At 36.4% G+C, this 24,574-nt stretch carries 19 protein-coding genes; 17 read left to right on the top strand and 2 right to left on the bottom strand.

The features are described from left to right. The first annotated feature begins 122 nt into the window (after positions 1-122). From ACAM30_RS13445 to ACAM30_RS13400, 10 genes are all read left to right on the top strand, one after another. Positions 123-1,466: a sigma-54-dependent transcriptional regulator gene (locus ACAM30_RS13445; RefSeq protein ID WP_369615127.1), complete on the top strand. Its 1,344-nt coding sequence runs from the start codon at positions 123-125 to the stop codon at positions 1,464-1,466. Between the two features lie 283 nt (positions 1,467-1,749). Beyond that, the gene (locus ACAM30_RS13440) at positions 1,750-2,031 is read left to right on the top strand and encodes a hypothetical protein (protein WP_369615126.1); all 282 of its coding nucleotides are present in this window, start codon (positions 1,750-1,752) and stop codon (positions 2,029-2,031) included. Between the two features lie 224 nt (positions 2,032-2,255). Continuing rightward, positions 2,256-2,333 carry a K(+)-transporting ATPase subunit F gene (gene kdpF / locus ACAM30_RS13435; RefSeq protein WP_072975519.1) on the top strand — a complete coding sequence of 26 codons (78 nt, stop codon included), beginning with the start codon at positions 2,256-2,258 and terminating at the stop codon, positions 2,331-2,333. Positions 2,334-2,550: 217 nt separating this feature from the next. After that, positions 2,551-4,269: a potassium-transporting ATPase subunit KdpA gene (kdpA, locus tag ACAM30_RS13430; protein ID WP_369615125.1), complete on the top strand. Its 1,719-nt coding sequence runs from the start codon at positions 2,551-2,553 to the stop codon at positions 4,267-4,269. Positions 4,270-4,382: 113 nt separating this feature from the next. After that, on the top strand, positions 4,383-6,416 hold the full coding sequence (gene kdpB, locus ACAM30_RS13425) for a potassium-transporting ATPase subunit KdpB (RefSeq protein ID WP_369615124.1): 2,034 nt from the start codon (positions 4,383-4,385) through the stop codon (positions 6,414-6,416). Positions 6,417-6,511: 95 nt separating this feature from the next. Then, positions 6,512-7,063 (top strand): K(+)-transporting ATPase subunit C, encoded by a 552-nt coding sequence (locus tag ACAM30_RS13420; protein ID WP_369615123.1) that lies wholly within the window; start codon positions 6,512-6,514, stop codon positions 7,061-7,063. A 385-nt stretch (positions 7,064-7,448) separates the two neighbouring features. Further along, positions 7,449-8,525, top strand: a complete 1,077-nt coding sequence (locus tag ACAM30_RS13415; protein ID WP_369615122.1) for a porin — start codon at positions 7,449-7,451, stop codon at positions 8,523-8,525. 71 nt (positions 8,526-8,596) lie between these two features. Further along, positions 8,597-9,718, top strand: coding sequence for a sensor protein KdpD (locus ACAM30_RS13410; protein ID WP_369615121.1), 1,122 nt, complete (start codon positions 8,597-8,599; stop codon positions 9,716-9,718). Positions 9,719-9,806: 88 nt separating this feature from the next. Next, on the top strand, positions 9,807-11,528 hold the full coding sequence (locus ACAM30_RS13405; protein WP_369615120.1) for an ATP-binding protein: 1,722 nt from the start codon (positions 9,807-9,809) through the stop codon (positions 11,526-11,528). A 382-nt stretch (positions 11,529-11,910) separates the two neighbouring features. Beyond that, on the top strand, positions 11,911-12,672 hold the full coding sequence (locus ACAM30_RS13400) for a phosphatase PAP2 family protein (RefSeq protein WP_369615119.1): 762 nt from the start codon (positions 11,911-11,913) through the stop codon (positions 12,670-12,672). 466 nt (positions 12,673-13,138) lie between these two features. Here ACAM30_RS13400 and ACAM30_RS13395 read toward each other — a convergent pair whose 3' ends face one another. Beyond that, positions 13,139-13,912, bottom strand: coding sequence for a LexA family transcriptional regulator (locus ACAM30_RS13395; RefSeq protein ID WP_026110019.1), 774 nt, complete (start codon positions 13,910-13,912; stop codon positions 13,139-13,141). Positions 13,913-13,997: 85 nt separating this feature from the next. Here ACAM30_RS13395 and dinB point away from each other — a divergent pair, with 85 nt between their 5' ends. The 5 genes from dinB to ACAM30_RS13370 all read left to right on the top strand — a co-directional run bounded on the left by dinB (position 13,998) and on the right by ACAM30_RS13370 (position 21,035). Continuing rightward, positions 13,998-15,179, top strand: coding sequence for a DNA polymerase IV (gene dinB, locus ACAM30_RS13390; RefSeq protein ID WP_369615118.1), 1,182 nt, complete (start codon positions 13,998-14,000; stop codon positions 15,177-15,179). After that, a complete protein-coding gene (locus ACAM30_RS13385; RefSeq protein WP_369615117.1) occupies positions 15,179-18,232 on the top strand; it encodes a DNA polymerase III subunit alpha in 3,054 nt (1,017 codons plus the stop codon). The genes dinB and ACAM30_RS13385 overlap by 1 nt, the downstream gene beginning before the upstream one ends. 102 nt (positions 18,233-18,334) lie before the next feature. Next, positions 18,335-19,723, top strand: coding sequence for an exonuclease domain-containing protein (locus tag ACAM30_RS13380; protein WP_369615116.1), 1,389 nt, complete (start codon positions 18,335-18,337; stop codon positions 19,721-19,723). A gap of 49 nt (positions 19,724-19,772) precedes the next feature. Further along, positions 19,773-20,399, top strand: a complete 627-nt coding sequence (locus ACAM30_RS13375; RefSeq protein WP_369615115.1) for an alpha-ketoglutarate-dependent dioxygenase AlkB — start codon at positions 19,773-19,775, stop codon at positions 20,397-20,399. Positions 20,400-20,573: 174 nt separating this feature from the next. Continuing rightward, positions 20,574-21,035, top strand: coding sequence for a DUF1810 domain-containing protein (locus ACAM30_RS13370; RefSeq protein ID WP_369615114.1), 462 nt, complete (start codon positions 20,574-20,576; stop codon positions 21,033-21,035). 467 nt (positions 21,036-21,502) lie between these two features. Here the strand turns inward: ACAM30_RS13370 and ACAM30_RS13365 are convergent, their stop codons facing one another. Further along, on the bottom strand, positions 21,503-22,915 hold the full coding sequence (locus ACAM30_RS13365; RefSeq protein WP_369615113.1) for an APC family permease: 1,413 nt from the start codon (positions 22,913-22,915) through the stop codon (positions 21,503-21,505). Positions 22,916-23,384: 469 nt separating this feature from the next. Between ACAM30_RS13365 and ACAM30_RS13360 the strand changes: the two genes are divergently transcribed. Continuing rightward, positions 23,385-23,798 carry a hypothetical protein gene (locus tag ACAM30_RS13360; RefSeq protein WP_369615112.1) on the top strand — a complete coding sequence of 138 codons (414 nt, stop codon included), beginning with the start codon at positions 23,385-23,387 and terminating at the stop codon, positions 23,796-23,798. A 160-nt stretch (positions 23,799-23,958) separates the two neighbouring features. Beyond that, positions 23,959-24,360 carry a DUF5958 family protein gene (locus ACAM30_RS13355; protein ID WP_369615111.1) on the top strand — a complete coding sequence of 134 codons (402 nt, stop codon included), beginning with the start codon at positions 23,959-23,961 and terminating at the stop codon, positions 24,358-24,360. The last annotated feature ends 214 nt before the right edge of the window (positions 24,361-24,574 follow it).

Raw genomic sequence — 24,574 nt, 5'->3', positions numbered from 1 at the left:
TTAAACCCGAACTTATACCTCAGTTTTTTTTCCTGAAATTTATTTCGTAATCCATAAGTCAAAAGATTTAAAGAGTAAATTTGTATCTCGAAATTAACTTCCCTCCTTAACAATATCCCCAAATGACACATAAAATTTTAATTATAGACGACGAAGAAAAACTAAGAAGTCTTCTGGCCCGCATTATCAAATCGGAAGGATTTGAAGTGATTGAAGCCAAAGATTTAAAATCGGGTTTCAAAAAACTTGAACAAACCGATATTGATGTCGTTTTATGTGATGTAAAATTACCTGACGGAAATGGCGTTGACTTTTTGCAAAATATAAAAAACAGCTTTCCTTTAATCGAAGTGATTTTACTTACCGCTTTCGGGAATATTCCGGATGGTGTTCAGGCCATGAAAAATGGTGCTTTCGATTATATTGTAAAGGGTGACGATAATGATAAAATTATTCCACTACTCTATAAAGCTGTCGAAAAAGTCCATTTGCAAAAAAAGGTAAAACAGCTTGAAAAACGTATTGGAGATAAATATTCTTTCAGTACCATCATAGGAAAATCAAAGGGCATTGAGCAGGTTATCGATTTAGCCCAAAAAGTAGCCAAAACGGACTCGACTGTTTTGCTAACGGGAGAAACCGGTACCGGGAAAGAGGTTTTTGCACAGGCAATCCACGAAAACAGTAATCGTGCAGGCAAATCTTTTGTGGCTCTAAACTGCAGTACTTTCGGTAAAGAAATTTTGGAAAGTGAACTCTTCGGACATAAACAAGGTGCTTTTACCGGAGCTTTAAAAGATAAAAAAGGTTTTATTGAGGAGGCCAATGGCGGCACTTTATTTCTGGATGAGATTGGGGAAATGCCTATTGAACTACAAGCCAAATTATTGCGTGTTTTAGAAACCAGCGAGTACATTCCGCTTGGAGAGACCACACCAAAAAAATCAAATTTCAGACTGATTGCCGCAACAAACAGAGATTTAAAAGTAGAAAGCGAAGAACACCGTTTTCGTTCAGATTTGTATTTCCGTCTGAATATTTTTGAGATTACACTTCCACCTTTGCGCGAAAGGGTAAAAGACATCGCGCTTTTAACACATACTTTTGTTAAACAATTCTCTGAGAAAACAAATAAAAAGACACTACAAATAAGTGATGATTTTATCCAAAAATTAGAACATTATTCCTGGCCGGGAAATATTCGTGAACTTAAAAACATTATCGAAAGGTCGGTTATTCTAAGCAGTGACGACACCCTTACTTCAGATGTTTTACCTTACGAAATGCAGCAGGAAACAGAGAAAAATGCTAAACAAATGTCGGCCTTTTCGATGCAGAGTATTGAAAAACTGCACATTCAGAAGGTTTTAAATTATACGAAAGGCAATAAGGCAGAAACTGCCCGTTTACTCGAAATTGGCATTGCAACTTTGTACCGAAAATTAGACGAGTATGGGATCCATTAATTTGTAATTTGTGAAATGTAATTTGTGAGATGTCAGATGTGAAATGTGAAATTCTGACTTTTTACTTTTTACATTTTACCTTCTACATTTTACATCTCACAATTCACAAGCAACTTAAAACTACCTTATCATTTCAATAAAAGCTTATCATTTTGATAGGCTTTTTTTATGCCCGTTTTTTGGCACAAACCTGCAATTCGTTTATCAGCAACGCCTTACCTCTTATTTTACAATTTAGGTCTGACTTTTGGCATAAGAGGGAAGAACACAAAAATTCATTCTGATGAAAAATCAAGTCACTTCAATCTACAAACAAGCAGAACGCTTTGCTGAAATCACTAAAAAATCAATCATATCCGGCAATATTGTTCGGGCAAAAAAATGTCTGGCTCTTGCTGAACGCCTATTCATCACCGGAAGTATAGAAACTAAAAACGCCATTTCAAATGTGTATGTTTTCTCTGTTTCTTCTTTTATGGAAATGCGTCACTGCAATATCTCACATCTTTTTCCGCAAACGCTTAAAGCAGAATATATCAGACAAATTAATACTTCAGGAGTCTGATTTCAGTAAAATGTAAATTGTAAAAGGTGAGATGTAAAATGTAGAAGGTGAAATATAAAATGAAATCATACTCGCAACTAACATTTCACAAATAACAAATCTAATAATCCAACAATCTAATAATCCAATAATCTATGTTAATCACCTTTCTTTTACTTGCACTGGGTGCCCTGCTCTTTGGCATCTGTTTTAAATCAGTTGAATTTTTTGAAAAAATTTAAATCATGACAGCACTATTTATTATTTCGATCGCCGTTTTTGGCTATTTGGTTTACGTATTAATCAAACCTGAAAAGTTTTAATGATGTTACAAGTTATAAGTGAGATGTAAGATGTTATACGTCGATCTCCTTTTACAAATTACCTCTAACATTTCACTAAATTTTAAAAACATGAAAAAGTCACAATCCAAAAAAATATTTCTGGTATCCGTTTACATGGCTTGGACATTAGCCTTTATCATACTAATCATGTATCTGTAAAAGCTTAAACTTTAATTTAATTTCTAACAAACAAAATATGAATACAGAATTATTAGGTGTCATTGGTATTTTTATCATCACAATAGTTTTAGCCATTCCAATAGGAAAATATATTGCTAAAGTTTATTTGGGTGACAAAACACTTTTTGACCCGATTTTCAATCCAATTGAAAAAATTATCTTTAAAATCAGTGGTATCAATTCCACTGAAGAAATGAACTGGAAGCAACACTTAAAAGCTCTTTTAGGTATTAACATGATTTGGTTCTTTCTTTGCTTTTTTGTTTTATTGTTCCAGGGATCATTGTTTTTAAATCCTGATAACAACCCCTCGATGAGTCCGGATCTGGCTTTTAATACTGCCATTTCATTTGTTGTCAATTGTAATTTACAGCATTATTCCGGAGAAAGCGGTGTTTCTTATCTGTCTCAAATGGTACTGATGTTCCTTCAGTTTGTTTCTGCCGGTGTGGGATTGGCTGCTGCTGCAATGGTTTTCACTGCAATGAAGGAGAGAACAACCGAAAAACTGGGTAACTTTTACAATTATTTTGTTAAAAGCTGTACACGTATTTTATTACCACTTTCTGCTATTGTAGCCGTTGCTCTATTATTTAACGGAACTCCTATGACTTTTGAAGGAAAGGACGCTATTACAACTTTACAAGGTGATCATGTAGAAGTTTCCCGTGGACCTGCTGCTGCCTTTATTGCTATCAAACATATCGGTACAAATGGTGGTGGTTTTTTTGGAGCCAATTCGGCACATCCATTAGAAAACCCAACTTATTTTAGTAATGCGGTTGAATTATGGGCGCAATTGATTGTTCCTTTTGCTATGATTTTCGCTCTGGGTTACTATCTGAAAAAAAGAAAATTATCTTATGTGATTTTTGGCGTAATGACAGTTGGATTCCTGTTACTGGTTATCCCAACAGTTATCAGCGAAATGAATGGGAATCCTGCCATCCAAAAAATGGGAATCTCACAGGCAACCGGAGCTATGGAAGGAAAAGAAGCTCGTCTTGGGCCAGCTATTTCAGGTTTCTGGAGCATTGCTACAACGGTAATTTCTACAGGTTCTGTAAATAGTATGCACGATAGTTCAATGCCGGTTTCAGGAGCTATGGAATTGCTTGCCATGATGGTAAATGCATTCTATGGAGGTTGCGGTGTTGGTATTCTGAACTTCTATATCTTCATTATTCTTGCTGTATTTATTTCGGGATTAATGGTAGGACGAACACCTGAATTTTTAGGGAAGAAAATCGAAGCCCGTGAAGTTAAGATTGCTGCTTTTATTGCTATTCTTCACCCATTATTGATCTTATCCGGAACAGCTTTAGCTTCTTATTTTGCGGCAAATGATACGGCAATGGGATGGTGGTTCAGCGGAAATGCAACAGGATGGCTTAACAACCCCGGAAATCACGGATTCTCGGAAATGTTATACGAGTATACTTCAAGTGCAGCCAACAACGGTTCTGGTTTTGAAGGTTTAGGAGATAATAATCCGTTTTGGAATATCACTACAGGTATTGTTTTATTGTTAAGCCGTTTTATTCCAATCGTTGGCCCATTATCTATCGCAGGTTTACTGGCAGGTAAAAAATACATCCCTGAAAGTGCAGGAACTTTAAAAACGGATACTACAATTTTTGGAATAATGGTTTTTGCCGTAATCGCAATTATCGCCGCATTATCTTTCTTCCCGGCATTGGCTTTAGGTCCATTGGCAGAATACTTTACAATGTGAAAAATGTAAAATGTGAGGTGTGAAATGAAATCGTATTCACAATTATCATCTTACATCTCACAAATAACATCTCACAGATAACATTTCACAAATAACATTTTACACAAAGAAAAATGACTCATAATAAATCCACTTCATTGTTTGAAAGTAAGCAGGTAAAAGAAGCCTTAGTGCAGTCTTTTGTAAAGCTTAATCCAAAATTGATGATCAAAAATCCGGTAATGTTTACCGTGGAAATAGGAACCGCCATTATGTTTGCTGTTTGTGTTTCCATTTTAATGGGAGCTGCAGATCAGGGTAGTTTCATTTACAACTTAATTGTATTTTTAATTTTACTGGCTACACTTTTGTTTGCTAATTTTGCTGAGGCAATTGCCGAAGCCAGAGGAAAAGCACAAGCCGACAGTTTAAGAAAAACACGTGAGGAAACTCCGGCCAGACAAATTTTACCTAACGGAGAAATCAAAAATATCAGTTCTTCTGAATTGAAAAAAGGAGACGTCTTCATTTGTGAATCAGGCGATTTAATTGCCACTGACGGTGAAATTATCGAAGGATTGGCTACCATTGACGAAAGTGCCATTACCGGAGAAAGTGCCCCTGTAATTAGAGAAGCCGGAGGTGATAAATCCTCTGTAACCGGCGGAACAAAAGTATTATCAGACAAAATCAAAGTAATTGTAACGTCTGAACCGGGTGAAAGCTTCCTGGACAAAATGATTGCTTTGGTTGAAGGTGCAAGCCGTCAGAAAACACCAAACGAAATTGCATTAACCATTTTATTAGCTGCATTTACTTTAATCTTCGTGATTGTGTGCGTTACGCTAAAACCGTTTGCCGACTATGCAAATGCACCCATCACGATTGCAGCTTTCATCTCTTTATTTGTATGTTTAATTCCAACGACAATTGGAGGTCTGCTTTCAGCTATTGGTATCGCGGGTATGGACAGAGCGTTGCGTGCTAACGTTATTACAAAATCAGGAAAAGCAGTTGAAACTGCCGGAGATATTGACGTTTTACTTTTAGATAAAACCGGAACCATCACCATTGGAAACAGAAAAGCAACTAATTTTTATCCTGCAAAAGGAGTTACTCAGGAAGACTTTATAAAATCGGCCGTGCTAAGTTCATTGGCAGATGACACTCCGGAAGGGAAAAGTATCGTAGAATTGGCAGGAGCAGATATTGCCAGTAAATTATCTATTGAAGGTGCTACTTTAATCAAATTTACCGCAGAAACCCGAACTTCCGGAGTTGTTTTAAAAGACGGAACCAATATTAGAAAAGGAGCTCAGGATGCTGCAAAAAACATAGCACTTCAGGCTGGAAACTCTTTCCCGGAAGATATTGCTCAAAAGGTTATTGATATTTCTTCTAAAGGAGGAACGCCATTAGTTGTAATTAAGAACAATGAGGTACAAGGTGTAATCGAATTACAGGATATTATTAAAACGGGAATGAAAGAACGTTTTGACCGTTTGAGAAAAATGGGAGTTAAAACGGTGATGGTAACCGGAGATAATCCGCTTACTGCGAAGTTTATTGCCGAGGCTGCCGGTGTTGATGATTTCATCGCCGAAGCAAAACCTGAGGACAAAATGAACTACATTAAAAACGAGCAAAATCTGGGTAAACTGGTAGCCATGATGGGTGACGGAACTAATGATGCTCCTGCTCTTGCACAAGCTAACGTAGGTGTTGCCATGAACAGTGGAACCCAGGCCGCTAAAGAAGCCGGAAACATGGTGGATCTTGATAACGATCCAACAAAATTAATCGAGATTATCGAAATTGGTAAGCAGTTATTAATGACCCGAGGAACTTTAACCACTTTCTCTATTGCCAATGACGTAGCGAAATATTTTGCTATTGTCCCTGCCCTTTTCATCACGGCAATCCCGGCTTTGGAAGGTTTAAATATCATGCGTCTGCACAGTCCGGAAAGTGCCATTTTATCGGCTGTAATTTTTAACGCGGTGATTATTCCTATATTGATTCCATTAGCCTTAAGAGGTGTTGATTATAAACCAATCGGAGCAAGTGCGATCTTAAAAAGAAACTTATTGATCTATGGTTTAGGCGGACTGCTTGTGCCTTTTATCGGAATTAAGTTAATTGATATAGTTGTTGCTCTATTTATGTAAACATGAAGTTACTAAGGAACTAAGCTGCTAAGATTCTGAGTTTTCCCTTAGCATCTTAGAGACTTAGCGTCTCAGAAACTCAAAAAATAAAAAAAATGAAAAATATACTTTCACTATTAAAACTTACACTGATTACCGTAATTCTGTTTGCCGTTATTTATCCTCTGGCCATCTACGGAATTGCACAGTTTGCTCCAAATCAAGGAAAAGGAGAAACCATTTCGGTTAACGGAAAAGTTGTAGGATACCAAAAAATTGGTCAGAAATTCGATAAATCCAATTATTTCTGGGGAAGACCTTCGGCTGTAGATTATAATGCTGCGGGAAGTGCGGGAAGCAATAAAGGACCAAGCAATGCCGAATATCTGGCTTTGGTTCAAAAAAGAGTAGATACTTTCCTAATCGTTCATCCTTACCTGAAAAAATCTGAGATCCCTGCCGATATGGTAACAGCTTCAGGAAGCGGTTTAGACCCGAATATCTCTCCCCAAGGTGCTTTAATTCAGGTAAAACGTATTGCCAAAGAAAGAAAACTAGACGAGGCTAACGTGAAAGCTTTGGTAGAATCTAAAATCAATACCGCTGTTGTAGGACCGGCAACGGTTAATGTTCTGGAACTGAACATTGCCCTTGATCAATTGAAATAATACATTTTTAAATCTGACAGGTTTCAAAAACCTGTCAGATTTGACAAAGATTGATATTCATTACGGAACTTCTTGCGAAGATTTGCTTCGCCTGTTCGCTATCGCTCGAGTCTCCTTACGTCGAAATGACAAACAGAACGTAAAATCAGAATAGAAAATAATTTTAAAAAATACCTAACAGGTTTTAGAAACTTATTAGGATATAAAATCGATTATAATACCCCCCCTTTTTGCCCCAAATACCCTAGCCCCGATAGAAACGGAAATCCTTTTGTGTCCGCCGCGGAGGACACAAAAGATTGCAGTGGATAGCGGGATTAGCTCCTAAAAAATCTACTAAATAAATTAATACCTGAGGACACTGTTTCCTCACAATAGAAACAAAATGAAAAAAACAATACTTACTGCTCTAATCGCTTTTGGTTTTAGCAATTTACATGCTCAGGAAGAATCTAAAAGTCCCTTTACATTTTCAGGGTATGTAGACGTTTATTACAGCTATGATTTCGCAAAACCGGATAATCATACTCGTCCGGGTTTTATTTACAATTACAATAAAAGTAATGAAATGAACATCAATTTAGGATTGGCAAAAGTAAACTACAGCAAAGGGAATGTTCGCGGAAATTTTGCGCTGATGGCCGGAACTTATGCCGAATACAACCTGGCAGCCGAACAGGGTTTACTAAAAAATGTATATGAAGCCAATGTGGGAGTGAAGATTTCTTCTTCTCATAATTTATGGGTCGATGCGGGAATTATGCCTTCGCATCTTGGTTTTGAAAGTGCTATTGGAAAAGATTGTCAAAATCTAACCAGAGGAATTTTGGCTGAAAACTCTCCTTATTATGAAACAGGAGTTAAAATTGGTTACACTTCTGAATCCGGAGAATGGTACTTAGCCGGTATGTATTTGAATGGCTGGCAGCGTATCCAAAAAGTTGAAGGCAATCAAACTCCTGCATTTGGAACTCAGGTTACCTACAAACCAACAGACAAAGTGGTTTTAAACTGGAGCACTTATGTTGGAAATGAGCAACCGGATATCGACAAAAAATGGCGTTACTTTAATAATTTCTACGGACAATTTAAAGTAACGGATAAAACCAATATTACAGCTGGTTTTGATATTGGGTCACAACAGTCGGCTAAAAACAGTAACAAATACGACACCTGGTTTTCTCCAATTTTGATCGTACAATACAAACCTACTGATAAAATCCAGCTTGCAGCCCGAGGCGAATATTATAGCGATGAAAAAGGAGTAATTATTGCCACAGAAACTCCAAATGGCTTTAAAACTTACGGATTTTCAGCTAACTTTGATTACTTAGTAACTGACAATGTAATGTTTAGAATAGAAGCAAGAAATCTTTCCAGTAAAGATGAAATATTTACAAAGAATAATCTTCCAACGGATACCAATACATTTGTAACCACTTCGCTGGCGATTTCATTTTAGCTTTAGGCTTTAGGCAGTAAGCTCTTGTGCTGCTGCCTAAAGCTTATTCCTTAAAGCTTAAAGCAAAAAACATGGAAAAAGAAAATAATGCACAGCACTTTCTCGATTTAATCCAGAAATCACGAAAGGGAAAATTCAAAATCTACATTGGAATGAGTGCCGGTGTGGGTAAAACCTATCGGATGCTGCAGGAAGCACATTCGTTATTAAGAAACGGAATTGATGTAAAAATTGGTTACATCGAAACGCACATGCGAAAAGAAACGCATGAGCTTTTGTCTGGTTTGCCTGTGATTCCACGGCGAACCATTTTCTATAAAGGGAAGGAGCTGGAAGAACTCGATGTACAGGCGATTATCAATCTTAGACCCGAAGTTGTAATTGTCGATGAACTTGCACATACCAACGTTGAAGGAAGTAAAAATGAAAAACGCTGGCAGGATGTTTTGGAAATTCTGGAAGCCGGAATCAATGTGATATCGGCAGTAAATATTCAACATATTGAAAGTTTAAATGAAGACGTTAAACGCATCACCAATATTGATGTTCAGGAACGCATTCCGGACAATGTTTTGCGATTGGCCGATGAAGTCGTAAACATCGATTTAACCTCTGAAGATTTGATTGCGCGTTTGAAAGAAGGTAAAATTTATACGGCAGATAAAATTCAGACCGCTTTGTCTAATTTTTTCAAATCAGAACAAATTTTACAATTGCGTGAATTGGCTTTGAAAGAAGTAGCCAGTCAGGTTGTTCGAAAAGTAGAAAATGAAGTACCTCAACTGCATGCTTTACGACACGAAAAATTACTGGCCTGTATTAGCAGCAACGATAAAACAGCCAAAATTGTAATCCGAAAAGCAGCACGTCTGGCCAGTTATTATAACGGTTCCTGGTATGTTTTGTATGTAGAAACGCCCAAAGAAAGCAGCACCAAAATTGCTTTAGACAAACAGCGTTATCTAATTAATAATTTTAAACTGGCCGTACAGCTGGGTGCCGAAGTGATTAAAGTAGAGAACAAAAATATCGCAGATGCTATCTTAATGACTGTTGAAGAAAAACAAATCACAACGGTTTGTATTGGAAAACCACATTTAAATTTATTTAAAGTAATTTTGTCTACAACCATTTTCAGACGCTTGTTAAATAGTCTGTCTTTATCAAATGTGGATCTTGTTATATTATCCTGAAATGTTTTATGTAAAATGTGAGATATGAGATGTTTTGTGAAATACATTTTACATTTCACAACCAACTTTTTACTAGAAAAAATAAAATATGAGAATTAAAACCAAATTGAATCTGGGAGTCGGATTGTTATTCTTAATGATTATTATACTCTCATTAGTGAGCGGATACGCTGTGTTTTTGATAAAAGCAGATACCGAGAATATTCTGAAAGCAAATTACAATACGCTGGAATATTCCAGAAATATGATTTTGTCTCTGGATGAAATCAAAGTGAATAGTGACAGTACAATTCATATTTTTAAGGAATATCTTGAGAAACAAACCCGCAATGTTACAGAACCCGGAGAAAAAGAAGCCACTGCCAAACTCGAAAGTGATTTTGCCCTTTTAGAAAAAAACGGTTCTAACGAAACGGTGAAAGCACAAATCAGGCAGGATATTTTTTCGATTATGAAACTCAATCTGGATGCCATCAAACAAAAAAGCGATATTGCCAAACATACCGCCGAAAATGCCAATTTATGGATTGCCATTGTAGGCACGCTCTGCTTTCTGATCGCCTTTAATTTACTGGTTAATCTGCCCAATAATATCGCCAATCCAATTAAGGAACTGACCCAGAGTATTAAAGAAATTGCCAATAAAAATTATTCCGAACGGGTACATTTTACCAATCACAATGAATATGGTGATCTGGCAAAATCCTTTAATACCATGGCGCAAAAACTTCAGGAATACAACAATAGTAATTTGTACAAATTATTCTTTGAGAAAAAACGTCTGGAAACTTTAATCAACAACATGCACGATCCTATTATTGGTTTAGACCATGAAGGTGTCATTTTGTTTGTAAATGATGAAGCTCTGAAAATTATCGGAATGAAACTCGAAGAGGTTATTGGTCAATCTGCTTCTGCTTTGGCAGTTTCCAATGATTTGATTCGCTCTTTAATTATGAAAGAACCGGCAAATGATGCTCAGAAAAAACAGCCGATGAAGATTTTTGCCCATGGAAAAGAAAGTTATTTCGATAAAGAAACCATCAATATTACCATAACTCCAACAGGCGAAGAAAAGGAAATCAATATTGGAGATGTTATCATTCTACGAAATATTACCTTATTTAAAGAACTAGATTTTGCAAAAACTAATTTTATTGCAACCGTTTCACACGAATTAAAAACACCGATTGCGTCTATAAAACTGAGCCTTCAATTGCTTCAGAATAATAAAACGGGAGAAATGAACGACGATCAGAAACAACTGGTCGAAAGTATCAAAGAAGACAGTCAGCGTTTATTGAAGATCACAGGTGAATTGCTTAATTTATCTCAATTAGAGACTGGGAATATCCAGTTAAACATCGAAAAAAGCAATCCGTACGCCATTGTAAATTATGCTACCGAAGCGGTAAAAATTCAGGCAGAGCAAAAGAAAATAAAACTCGTAGTGGAAGCCAATGAACAGCTGCAAAATGTAAAAGCCGACAGTGAAAAAACAGGTTGGGTTTTGATTAATTATTTATCGAATGCTATCACCTACTCGTCTGAAAAAAGTACCATTATCATTCGGTTAAAAGAAGAAAACGATCAGATTACATTTCAGGTTATTGATACAGGAAAAGGAATTGATGCCCGTTATAAAGACAAAGTTTTTGATAAATATTTTCAAATTCCCGGAAGTCAGAAATCAGGAACGGGATTGGGGCTCGCCATCAGTAAAGAATTTATCGAAGCTCAAAACGGAACAATTGGTGTTGAAAGTAATTTAGGACTGGGAAGTACTTTTTGGTTTTCCTTGAAAGTTTAAATAAATCCAATTTAATAACTATCCGTTACTTGTACTAATTTTAAAATGGCACGCAGATGACACTGATTTAAACCGATGAAAACGGATTTTTTTATTTATATTCGATGAAAATCTATTTCATCTGTATCATTATTCCGTTTAGCGGACAGTCAAATTCAATTTTATTACATTTGTCAGTCTGAGCGAAGTCGAAGACCTTTTCTATTATAAAGTCCTTCAATTTCGCTCAGGGCGATCACTTAAAACGGTATAATATTTAGTCAATCTTAATTCAATTATTTATTTTAAAGCCAGCAGGTTAATATTCGCTTAAGGTTCGATTAAAGCAAAAATACTTCATGTATACATACGTTAATATTGCAACTTTTAACAATAACGAAAGATGTTTTACAAAACGATTTCTCTGGTATTTTTATTTGTTTTTTTGGGTGCCCAGGCACAGCAAAATGATTCGATCACGAAAGTTGACAGTACTTCACATCAATTAAAATTCAATTACAAGCAACTAATCATTCCGGGAGTACTAATTGGCTACGGAGTTATTGGGCTTGAAAGTGACCAGTTGCTGAGTTTCAATTCGCAGATTAAAAAAGAGGTTACGGAGGATATTGACAAAAAAATCACAATTGATGATTTCTCGCAATATGCGCCTGCAGCTTCGGTTTATGCCCTGAATGCTTTTGGTGTGGAGGGAAAAAATAATATACGTGACCGCTCTGTCATTTTTGTAACTTCATATGTTATTATGGCTTCGACTGTTTTGGGTTTAAAATCGATTACCCATGAAGAGAGGCCAGATGGCAGTTCAAAAAACTCCTTCCCTTCAGGACATACGGCAACTGCTTTTGCCGGAGCAGAGTTTTTATGGCAGGAATACAAAGACAAATCAATTTGGTACGGAATTGCGGGTTATGCCGTAGCCACCGGAACAGGGCTTTTCAGAATTTACAACAACCGCCATTGGCTAACAGATGTTGCTGCCGGAGCTGGAATTGGGATTTTGAGTACTAAAATTGCCTATTGGCTGAATCCGTATATCACTAAAAAACTTTTTAAATCATCTTCTGAAAACAAATCAACTTCTATGGTAATGCCATTTTATAATGGCAAACAATATGGATTGGGCTTTGTGAAGGTTTTTTAGATTTTTATTTTAGCAATAGTCTCCCTGAGCGGAGTCGAAGGGCTCTCTGGCACAAAAGGTCTTCGACTCCGCTCAGACTGACAGACGGTTAATCAATTATAAATCGGGTTCAGAACTTAAATAAAATTCGTGAATGACTTTGTTTAGGTTTTCCACCACGACCCAAGCGATAGCAAACGGACGAAGTAATTCACGAATTTTGATTAAGAATAATTCGTGAATTCGTGGCGAAAAAAAAATGTCAATTGATCATGGTCTCCCTGAGCGAAGTCGAAGGGCTTTCTGGCACAAAAGGTCTTCGACTCCGCTCAGACTGACAGACGGTTAATCAATTATAAATCGGGTTCAGAACTTAAATAAGATTGTTGATTAACGATTTTTAATTTCAGATATTTAAAGCAATATAAAATACACATTAACAACAAAAAATCAGAAATCAAAAATCACTAATCGTTATTCTGAAATCTTATGTATTCGAAGTATTATTCTTAATCTCCATTACCTCTCTCTTGACCTGAAGAAGCAGTTCTTTCATACTTTCAGTTTCTGATAATTGCTGTTTTTTGTCCGAACGGCCAATGTTGCACTCGTATTCCCAAATCTCCAGAATATCAGAAGCTTTCACCTCATAATTGGGATAAAAACTATTATCCGATTCTAAAACCAGACTATTTTTTTTGTTCTTGTTCAGACGCTTGTACACCATTCCTTCATTTTTAGTAATCAGGATATACGTTTTACCGTCCATCACCTCTCCCAGCCTTTCCACATAACGTCCAATGATAATCGATCCGTCTTCATGTGGCGGCATCGAATCACCTTCGACCGGAAATCCGCGATGTTTACCTGGACCTAAAAACGGAAGCGAAACCTGCTGTAGGCTTTCAATATATTCCGGATCAGCGTATCCGTTCAGATAACCGGCTTTTGCTCTTTGGGATACAATTTCGATATAATTCTCTCCAAAATTATCAACCTGAATAGGCAGAATAAGCCGATTTCCTTCGAGTTTTATCAAATTTTCGATGTTTATTTTCCGAATATCGACCGACAGTAACAAATCGATACTGGTATGAAAATACAAGGCGATTTTCTTTAAAATATCATACGGTGCTTCCGAAGTTCCGTCTTCGTATTTCACGTATCTTCCTCTTGTAATACTCAGGTTTTCAGCTAATTTCTCCTGCGATATTTTATGCTTAACCCTTAGTGCTCTGATGTTGTCTGAAAATAAGGACATAATTAATTTGTTATAATTTGGAACAGCAAATATATGAAAAATGTTATTATCTGTACTAATTTTGTTTATTCCAAAAAACAAGAAAATGGCAAGGGCAATTGTACACATGGATCTGGATACTTTTTTTGTATCCTGTGAAAGGTTAACCAACTCACAATTAAAGGGATTACCTCTGATTATTGGAGGTGGTGATCGTGGTGTTGTTGCCTCTTGTTCTTATGAAGCCCGTAAATTTGGAGTACGTTCCGCCATGCCAATTCGTATGGCATTAAAACTCTGTCCTGATGCAAAAGTCATGAAAGGCGATATGGAATTGTATTCGCAATTATCGCATGATGTTACACAAATTCTTCAGGAAAAAGCACCTGTTTTAGAAAAAGCGAGTATCGATGAATTTTATCTCGACATTACCGGAATGGATAAATTTCACGGCAGTTATAAATGGACCAATGAGCTGGCCCAATCTGTAATGAAAGAAACCGGACTGCCTATTAGTTTTTCATTATCGATTAATAAAACGGTTTCTAAAATTGCAACCGGAGAGGGAAAACCGGTAGGAAATCTCGAAATTCCGGAACAAAATGTACAGGACTTTTTAAATCCTTTATCAATTCAGAAAATTCCAATGGTAGGAGCCGTTACTTTTCAGCTTCTATCCAGAATTGGCGTTCGCAAAATTCAGACGCTGGCCGAAATGCCTGCCGAAGTTCTACAGCAAATGATTGGTAAAAATGGATTGGAACTTTGGAAGAAAGCACACGGAATCGACCACACTCCTGTTGAACCTTATACGGAAAGAAAATCAATATCTACCGAGACTACTTTCTCTCAGGACACAATTGATATTGCAAAACTTAAAAGAATACTTTTAGGAATGGTCGAAAAACTGGCCTATCAGCTTCGCGCCGAACAATGGCTGACCTCGACGATTACGGTTAAAATACGTTACGCCAACTTTGATACCGAAACCAAACAATCTAAAATTGCCTATACCTCTGCAGATCATATTCTGACCAAAAATGTGACAGAACTATTTGATAAGGTTTACCAACGTCGGATGAGACTTCGCCTGATTGGTATTCGCTTTAGCGGACTTGTGCGGGGAACGTATCAAATTGATCTTTTTGAAGATACCCAGGAAATGTTATCACTCTATGCTGCTATGGACCGAATAAAAAACCGTTATGGCTATGATGCTGTAATGCGCTGTGCAGGGGCTTCATTTAAACCCAATATTAAAGACGAAATTTTAAAACGTACCAAATAATGTATCTTAATTGTCATTCTTTCCATTCATTACGTTATGGCACAATTCCGCTTAAAGAATTGGTGAGCCAGGCCGTCTCTTGTGGGCTAAAAGCAATGGCACTTACAGATATTAATACGGTTACCGGAATTTATGATTTTATAAGAGCCTGTCAGGAAAAAGGAATTAAACCTTTAGTGGGAATGGAATTTCGATGCCGTCATCAATTCCGATATATTGGTTTGGCACAAAATGCAGAAGGTTTGGGCGAAATGAATCGCTTCTTAACAGCCCATAATTTCAGCGGAGAACTTTTGCCTTCAATTGCTCCTGAATTTAAATCCGTTTTCGTGATTTATACTTTAGAAAATGCTCCGGAAGTACTTCGCAAAAATGAATTTATCGGTATTCGTCCTGAAGAAGTTTCCAGACTTCTTACATCGGAACACAAAAATAAAATGGATCAGATGGTTGTTTTACAGCCTGTCACTTTTAGAACTAAAACGGAATACAATCTCCATAAAATTCTTCGGGCAATTGATACTAATATTATTTTATCCAAACTAACTGAAGCTGATTACTGCAAAACTTCTGAAGTTCTGCAGCCTTTGGAATCTCTTTTGCCTTTTTATGAAAAATACCCTGAAATTATAAGCAATACTCAGAGAATAATTGATTACTGTAAATTTGAATATGATTTTGAAGTTCCTAAAAATAAAAGATTCTACACCAAAAGCCGTCAGGAAGATTTAGAAAAACTAACTGATCTGGCCTGGAAAGGATTCAAAAACCGTTATGAAAGCGAAAATCAGGAAGCCAAAAAACGTGTCGAAAAAGAACTGAAAGTTATTGATGAATTAGAGTTCAGCGGCTATTTCTTAATTACCTGGGACATTATTGAATACAGCAACAGTCAGGGCTTTATGCATATTGGCCGTGGAAGCGGTGCCAACAGCATTATTGCCTATTGTCTCGGAATCACCGATATCTGCCCTATTGAACTGGATTTATATTTTGAACGCTTTTTAAACCTCAACCGCAAAACTCCTCCTGATTTTGATATTGACTGGAGCTGGAAAGAACGCAACATAATTTTAGAGTATATCTTCAACAAATACGGTCGTGACCATGTGGCTTTCTGTGGCGTTAATGTTGAATTCAAATACCGATCGATTTTTAGAGAAGTTGGAAAAGTATTTGGTCTTCCGAAAGAAGAACTGGACATGCTGGCCAAAAATCCAATGGCGCTGCACGACACCAATTCGATTGTAAAATTGGTTCAGCAATATGGCATGTTGCTCGAAAAATACCCCAATCAACGCAGTATGCATGCCTGTGGTATTTTGATTTCCGAAGAACCTATTACGAATTACACCCCATTAGAAATGCCTCCAAAAGGCTTTCCTATCGTGCTTTTCGACATGCACATTGCTGAAGAGATCGGTTTTGAAAAATTCGACATTTTAAGTCAGCGTGGTATTGGTCATATTGACGACAGTGTAAAACTCATCGAAAAAAACAGGGGTGTAAAAGTCGATATTCGCAATACTTCGATTTCTAAAGACGAGGCTTTATGTAACGTTTATCTGGCGCAGGGTCGTACTATTGGCTGTTTTTATATCGAAAGTCCTGCCATGCGCGGTTTATTACGCCGACTAAATTGCGACAATTATAAAATTCTGGTAGCCGCTTCTTCTATCATTCGCCCCGGTGTAGCACAGTCCGGAATGATGAAAGAATATATTTTTCGCCATAATAACCCCAATCAGTTTCAATATTTCCATGACGTTTTTAAGGAACAGCTTGGCGAAACTTACGGCATTATGGTGTATCAGGAAGATGTGATCAAAATAGCACAGCATTATGGAGGCCTTCCCGCTGCAGACGGTGATATCCTGCGTCGGGCGATGTCCGGAAAAGGAAGATCCCTGGAAGCTTTGCAGAAAGTAAAAGACAACTTTTTTGCCTGCTGTGCTCAAAAAGGACATCCGGAAATGTTAAGTCAGGAGATTTACCGTCAAATTGAATCTTTTGCGGGATATTCATTCTGCAAAGCACACTCAGCCTCTTATGCCGTGGAAAGCTATCAGAGTTTGTTTCTGAAAGTTTATTATCCTGTCGAATTTATGACGGCGGTAATCAACAATCAGGGTGGATTTTACCGAACCGAAGTTTATGTACACGAAGCGCGTATGTCAGGAGGAAGCATTCACAACCCCTGCGTGAATAAAAGCGAATATCAGACTACTCTATACGGTACAGACATTTATCTTGGCTTTATGCATTTGCAGAGCCTGGAATCCAAAACAGCCCATTTAATCGTATCGGAGCGGGAGAAAAAAGGTCCCTTTCTTTCTTTGGAGGATTTTATCAACAGAATTCCTATTGGGATTGAAAACATGAAAATTCTAATCTTTATTGACGCTTTTCGTTTTACGGGAAAAACCAAAAATCAGCTCTTAGTGGTTGCAAGTTTACTTCTGAACAATTTCAAACCTGAAAACAGAAATCTGAGGCTGCTGCAGGAACCGGTAAAAGAATACAAACTTCCTACTCTGGAACGTTCTTTATACGAAGATGCCTTTGATGAAATTGAACTCTTAAGTTTTCCTGTATCCTGTACTGTTTTTGATCTTTTACAAACCAAATATCGTGGTGATATTATGGCCCGGGATTTAACAGCCTGCCATAAAAAACAAGTTCGTATGCTCGCTTATCTAATTTCAAGAAAACAGGTTCCAACCAAAAAAGGAACCATGTATTTTGGCACCTGGATTGATCATGAGGGAAGTTATTTTGACACTGCACATTTTCCGGACAGTCTCGCAAATTATCCTTTTCAGGGCGGCGGCTGTTATCTTTTGTTAGGAAATGTCGAAGTCGATTATCATTTTCCAACCATTACCATAACCAAAATGGCTAAAATGCCTTTTATTCCCGATCCGCGTTATATGGATGCTAAAGATCAATTTAAAACACAGCGCCTGATTAAAGAAGACGTTAGTCCGACACATCGGGAACCTTATCCGCAAGGACATGAAATTAATTTACCCCGACACCGAATGAAGTTTTAGTTTTCAGCCAAATAAACACTCATTAAAAGGTACACTGAGACTGTGACCGAAACCTGAGACTGAAAACTAAAAAAAAGATGAATTTACGTTATATAAATTAAGATGAAAAAGCAGGAATATACCATAGTCGATATTGAAACCACAGGCGGTAACGCCAGTGGCAGCTGCATTACAGAAATTGCCATTGTCATTCACGACGGCAAAAATGTAATGGAACGCTTTGAAACACTCGTAAATCCGCAAAAGGAAATACCGCTTCCTATTTTTGCCTTAACGGGTATCAACAATGAAATGGTAGCCAATGCTCCTATTTTTGATGATATTGCCGAAAAGGTAATGGAATTGCTAAACGACCGGATCTTTGTGGCTCATAATGTCAACTTCGATTATTCGTTTGTTCGTCACCAGCTTGAGGCCTCCGGATTCAAATGGACAGCCAGAAAGTTATGCACCGTTCGCGCAGCCAGAAAAATCAGACCGGGTTTCCCCTCTTATAGCTTAGGAAAACTTTGCAATTCGCTCGACATCCCTTTAGAGAACAGGCATCGTGCCGGAGGCGACGCAGAAGCTACTGCTATATTGTTTACACGATTACTTGAATGGGACGATGAAGGTCATATTGAAAAAATGATCAAAAACACAGCACAGGATCAGCGCTTACCTCCTAACCTTCCCCCGGAAGATTTTAATAATTTACCCGAAAAACCAGGTGTATATTATTTTTATAATGAGGTAAAAAAAGTAATCTACGTGGGAAAAGCGGTCAATATCAAAAAACGTGTTGCTTCTCATTTCAGCGGTCATAATATCAATCCGCAAAGACAGCATTTCTTACGCGATATTTATTCCATTTCCTATGAAGTTTGTGGCAATGAGTTAATGGCACTCCTATTAGAATGTACTGAAATCAAACATCTTTGGCCAACTTATAATAGAGCTTTAAAGCGATTTGAACCAAAATTTGGATTGTATCAATATGAAGCCCGTAATGGATATAAGTATCTGGCTATTGGCAAACTCAATAAATTTCAGTCGTGTATTGAGCACTTCAGCAGTTTACATGAAGCAACCAATATACTGCGGGGTTTAGCAGAACGATTTGAAATTGATTATAGATTTTGCAAATATTCAAAACCTGAAGAAGGAGAACTATTTCAGAATAATGATATCACAGATTTTCCGGAAGCTTCCTTTCACAATGAGCAAGTCGACAATGCTATTGATTTTTTATTAAATAACAGACCCACTTTTGCCATTATAGAAAAAGGACGAACAGCGCACGAACGCAGCTGTATTTGGATAGAAAACGGTCATTTTTATGGTATGGGATATATTCCGCTGGATGTTGCCATTACGGATCCTTCAGAAGTAAAAAATTATGCAACGCCTTATAAAAGCAATCAATACATTGTACAGTTGATTTTTGCTTATGCAGAGAAGAACCCCCGAAAAGTTTTTTTCAATAAAAATCTGCTAACCTCAAGAATATAAAAACTAACCTAAATTTTAAAATAGAGCTATAAACTTAAAGTATTGACTTATGACACTATTTAGCGATACCGAATTATTTGCTACAGGTTTGAAAGGAAAAAAAATATTCGATTTACCTGATGCAGAACTTATTTTGATCGACAACTTTTTTACCAAAGAAGAATCCGATCGTTTTTATGAAAAATTACTTCGTCAAACCAAATGGAGAGAATATGAAATGGAAATGTATGATAAGATTGTTACAGCTCCCCGAATGATTTCATGGTACGAAGACAAAGATAATGTTGGAGCAGATCCAAATGGCCCTGACTGGACTTATGACTTATTAACGATCAGAGGCCGTGTCGAAAGAGAAACACAGCTTGAATTTAATAGTCTCCTGCTTAATTTATATCGAAATGGCAATGATGGTGTTTCCTGGCACAGTGACAAAGAACATAACTCCGGACCCAACCCAATTATAGCTTCGGTCACTTTTGGAGAAACCCGAATGTTCCGATTACGTCATAAATTCAGGAAAGAAATCCCACAGGTGGAAATTCCGCTCCATCATGGTTCCTTTCTGTTAATGTCAGGAACAACCAATAGTTTTTGGCAACATCAGGTTCCAAAAACCGCACGAGATGTTTTACCAAGAATCAACTTAACCTTTAGGAGAACGAACAGAAAAAGCTGATTTTGTAAAACTTGTACTGAAATATAATAACCAAAAAGGCGTTATTTCTATTCTAAAATAGTGTAGAAAATTCCTCCTCAAAAAGTTAAAATCCTCAGTGTATGAACCTTTTACTAGGAAAACCCTATCTTTTTTACTACTTTTGCAACCTTTTTTTACATATACATTACCACAATGGCTTATTCAAACAATGATTTAATGCGTTTTTTAGATGCACAAAACAAACTTTATCTTACTGCTCTTTCCGAAATCAAAAAAGGAAAAAAGGAGACACACTGGATGTGGTTCATTTTTCCTCAGATAAAAGGATTGGGTAAGAGTGATACAGCAAATTATTACGCCATTAACGATCTAAAAGAAGCAACCGAATTTTTAGAACACCCTATTTTAGGAAAACATCTGATCGAAATTTCTGAACTGTTTTTAACTTTTAAAAGAAAATCAGCTGATGGAATTTTAGGAGATTTAGACGCCCGCAAATTACGTTCGTCTATGACACTTTTCTCTTTGGCAGAGAATACAAATCCTGTATTTCAGGAAATTTTGGATGCTTTTTTCTCAGGAGAAACAGATCCACTAACTTTATCTATTATTAATTCAACGATAGAATCAACTGTTGAAGCCGAAATCGCTTAATTTACACAAGCCCGCTTCCAGGATTATTTACATTCAAAACACTACTTTTTGCTTTTGCAGATTAAGTAGTGTTTTTTTTTATTACTCAAGAGCACCCAAAAAGAGCTTTCTCAAAAATTTCTATTCCGCTCCGTTGGAGCTTTTGATCTTGCGAAATCACATTCTTTATAAATATTTTGCTCCTCTGGAGCAATTTCAGAAAAATACCTCTAGTCTCTTTTAAGAAAAACTTCATATAAAAAAGGGTTTCGACTACGCTCAGCCAGACATACCACATAAAGAAGTTTCATTTTTTTTTCTGCACGCAGATCCGGGAGATTTTTGGAGATACTAAATTTTGTGGCAAAAAAAATGCCTTGTCATTGACAAGGCATTTATATTTTGAAGTGAACATCAAAATTGAGAGGAAATTACAACCAAATTTAACCTTTGAACCTTTACCTCTCTGAACCTTTGCACCCTTATACTTATTCTTCCTTCGGTTTATTCAGGTAGTACACCGGTATTCCCGTCAACATAATCAAGACTCCCCAGCCACAAGTTGAGAATTTGGTAATTAACAGCGAAATACAAATTGCAGTCGCAATTACAATATACAACATAGGTAAAAACGGATATCCAAAAGCTTTATAAGGTCTTTCAATATTTGGCATTTTTTTTCTCAAAATAAAAATACCGTAAATCGTTAAAATGTAGAAAATCAATACAATGATAATTACAAAATCCAGTAAATCTCCATACTTTCCTGTCAAACACAAAGCCGAAGCCCAGAAACACTGTGCCCACAAAGCCCATCCGGGAACACTGGATTCGTTTAAAACGGCTGCTTTTTTAAAGAAAACGCCATCTTTCGCCATCGTATAATACACTCTCGCACCTGCCATAATTAATCCGTTGTTACAGGCAAAAGTCGAAATCATAATCATGATCGCTATAATCAATGTACCAATATTGCCAAAAATATAATGCGAAGCCACTACCGCTACTCGGTCTGACTTAGCTGTAGCAATCTCTTCAAACGGAACTACCGCCAAATACATCAAATTGGTCAACACATAAATAATCGTTACAATGAAAGTTCCTAAAAACAAGCTTAAACCAACATTGCGTTTTGGATTCTTTATTTCTCCTGCAATAAAGGTAACTCCATTCCAGGCATCACTTGAAAATAATGATCCCACCATTGCAGCTGAAATTCCGGTAATCAAAGTGGTTCCACTAATAGGCAGCCATGAACCGCTTTCAGCATTATAGTTGCGTGTCACCCAGCCATCAGTCCAATTGGCATCCCAGATTGAAGCTTTTGCGCCTAAGGTTAGTCCAAAAACAATTAATCCTAACAATGACAAAATTTTGATAATGGTTAGAACGGTTTGCAAAATTTTTCCGTTTTTCACTCCTCTACTATTAATGAACGTCAATACAATAATTGTAAAAATCGAAACCAACTGAGCGGCGTTGAGTTTAAAGAAACCTAATTCATAAAGTATATTCTCATCGCTCAATGGTTCGTACAAATAAGCTGCAAATTTTGAGAAAGCCACTCCAACAGCAGCAATTGTTCCGGTCTGAATTACAGCAAAAAAGCTCCATCCGTACAAAAAGGCAATTAGCTTATTGTAAGCTTCCTTTAAATACACGTATTGTCCTCCTGCTTTTGGAAACATCGCGCTAAGTTCACCATAACTTACTGCGGCTATAACCGTAATCAGTCCGGAGAGCAGCCAGATTAAAGTTAGCCATCCTGCCGAGCCCACTTGTCTGGCGATATCGGCACTCACAATAAATATTCCTGATCCAATCATAGAACCAACCACAAGCATGGTTCCGTCTAATAATCCAAGTTCTCTTTTAAAATGTTCCTGGTCGTTTTCTTGCATAATTTTAGTTTTTCGGTTGGTTAAAGATATACTTTTTTATCAAATTTTAGATTCCAATTTTTAAATCCCAAAATTCAAATTCCAAATTCCAAAAATCTAAAATAAATTGGACGCATCCTTCCATGGCAAGCTTCCGACCCTATTTTTTGCCCTGTTCCTCTTTGTTAAAGTAGGCCACTTCTCTACTTCACAACAACATTGTTTTTATCCGATCATTTTAAATGATAATTGCGCTTACGGATTTCCATAAAATAATACTTTTTCACCTACTTAAATTTGACACATTATAAAGCGTATTAATCTAACCTTATATAAATGAAAATTAAAGCTTTCTTTTCTTTTACAAATTTGAATTCCTCATTATTTAATACTGATTAATACCATTGATTTTTTGTCCACATACAATTTGTACATTCTTTTATCCCTAGAAAAAAATTAAACAAACAATAACAACTTTAATCAAATAATCATGAAAAAAATCTCACTGATCTTATTATTATTTATCCTTAACTCTTGCGCTTCCAATTATTATTTTGTCAACGTAGATGAAGATACTCCGATTTTCACTTCTAAAAATGGAAAAGAATCAGTTACAATAATTCCAAAAGGGTCCGGCGCATATATCACCAGAAGTGATAAAAAAGCAAGAAAAATAAAATGGAAAAACTTTAAAGGATGGGCTATAAATCCTTTATATAGCAATCCCATATTTAGCAATCCAACTCTATCTGCAAATTCAAGTAATAACAATTCTACAGACAATAATTACACTAAATCCTCAATAAGAACCTCATCAGGAGGCTCTGTTCAGGTTAAAGGTTATACAAGAAAAAACGGAACTTATGTTGCTCCACATACGAGAAGTGCTCCAAGAAGACGATAAATCCAACGATTTCCTAAAATTATCTAAATCAAAAAGGGAATATAAAAAACACATAACTCCTAACAATTGCAAGAGTAATTTTATATTTTAGTGCTAATTAAAATTCAATATTTTAAGGTAACATTCCATAAAATGGAATCAAAAATATTCTTTCCAACAAATGTCTAAAGAAGAGATAATAATCAATAAGATTGCCCAAGATAAAATAGACTTTAATCTTGGGGTACAGCTTTTATTAGAAGATTCTGAATATAATTTTGAAAGGCTTTTTACAACTTTAAAAAATTATATCTTCAACTCTATTCCCGAAAAAACGCATTACAATACAGAAACTTATCAAAATGCCATTCATACAATTCCATTAAAATCAACGTATACTCCTATTTTACTTTTAAAAAGTTTCCCAACCCGAATTGCTTTTTACAAACTAGCGGAACTTCCTAAAAACGAAAACAAAAAAGTTCTAACCTCACTACTTTGGATTTTTAAAATAACAGACACTGAACGAAGAAATACAGAGTGTAAAAATGGCTGTGGGCATTATTGGCATGAATTAAAATAAAATATACCTACAACCCTATCTGTAAATATTTAGAAACTGCAACTCAGCTAAAAGTTGTAGTTTTTTTGATACTCCATAAGAAAAACTTCCGTTTAACTCATCAAAGAATTGTTAAACAAAAACTTTTCTGTTTAACCCTTTTTCAGTTTGTCCCTACACATTAAATTTCAAAATTGTTTTTCTTTTCTTAGCCTTACTAATTTAAAAGAAGAGC

Source organism: Flavobacterium sp. CFS9 (genome assembly GCF_041154745.1).
GTDB lineage: Bacteria > Bacteroidota > Bacteroidia > Flavobacteriales > Flavobacteriaceae > Flavobacterium.
Note: the sequence above shows the minus strand (reverse complement) of the source record. Positions and strands in the feature narration are given on the sequence as shown.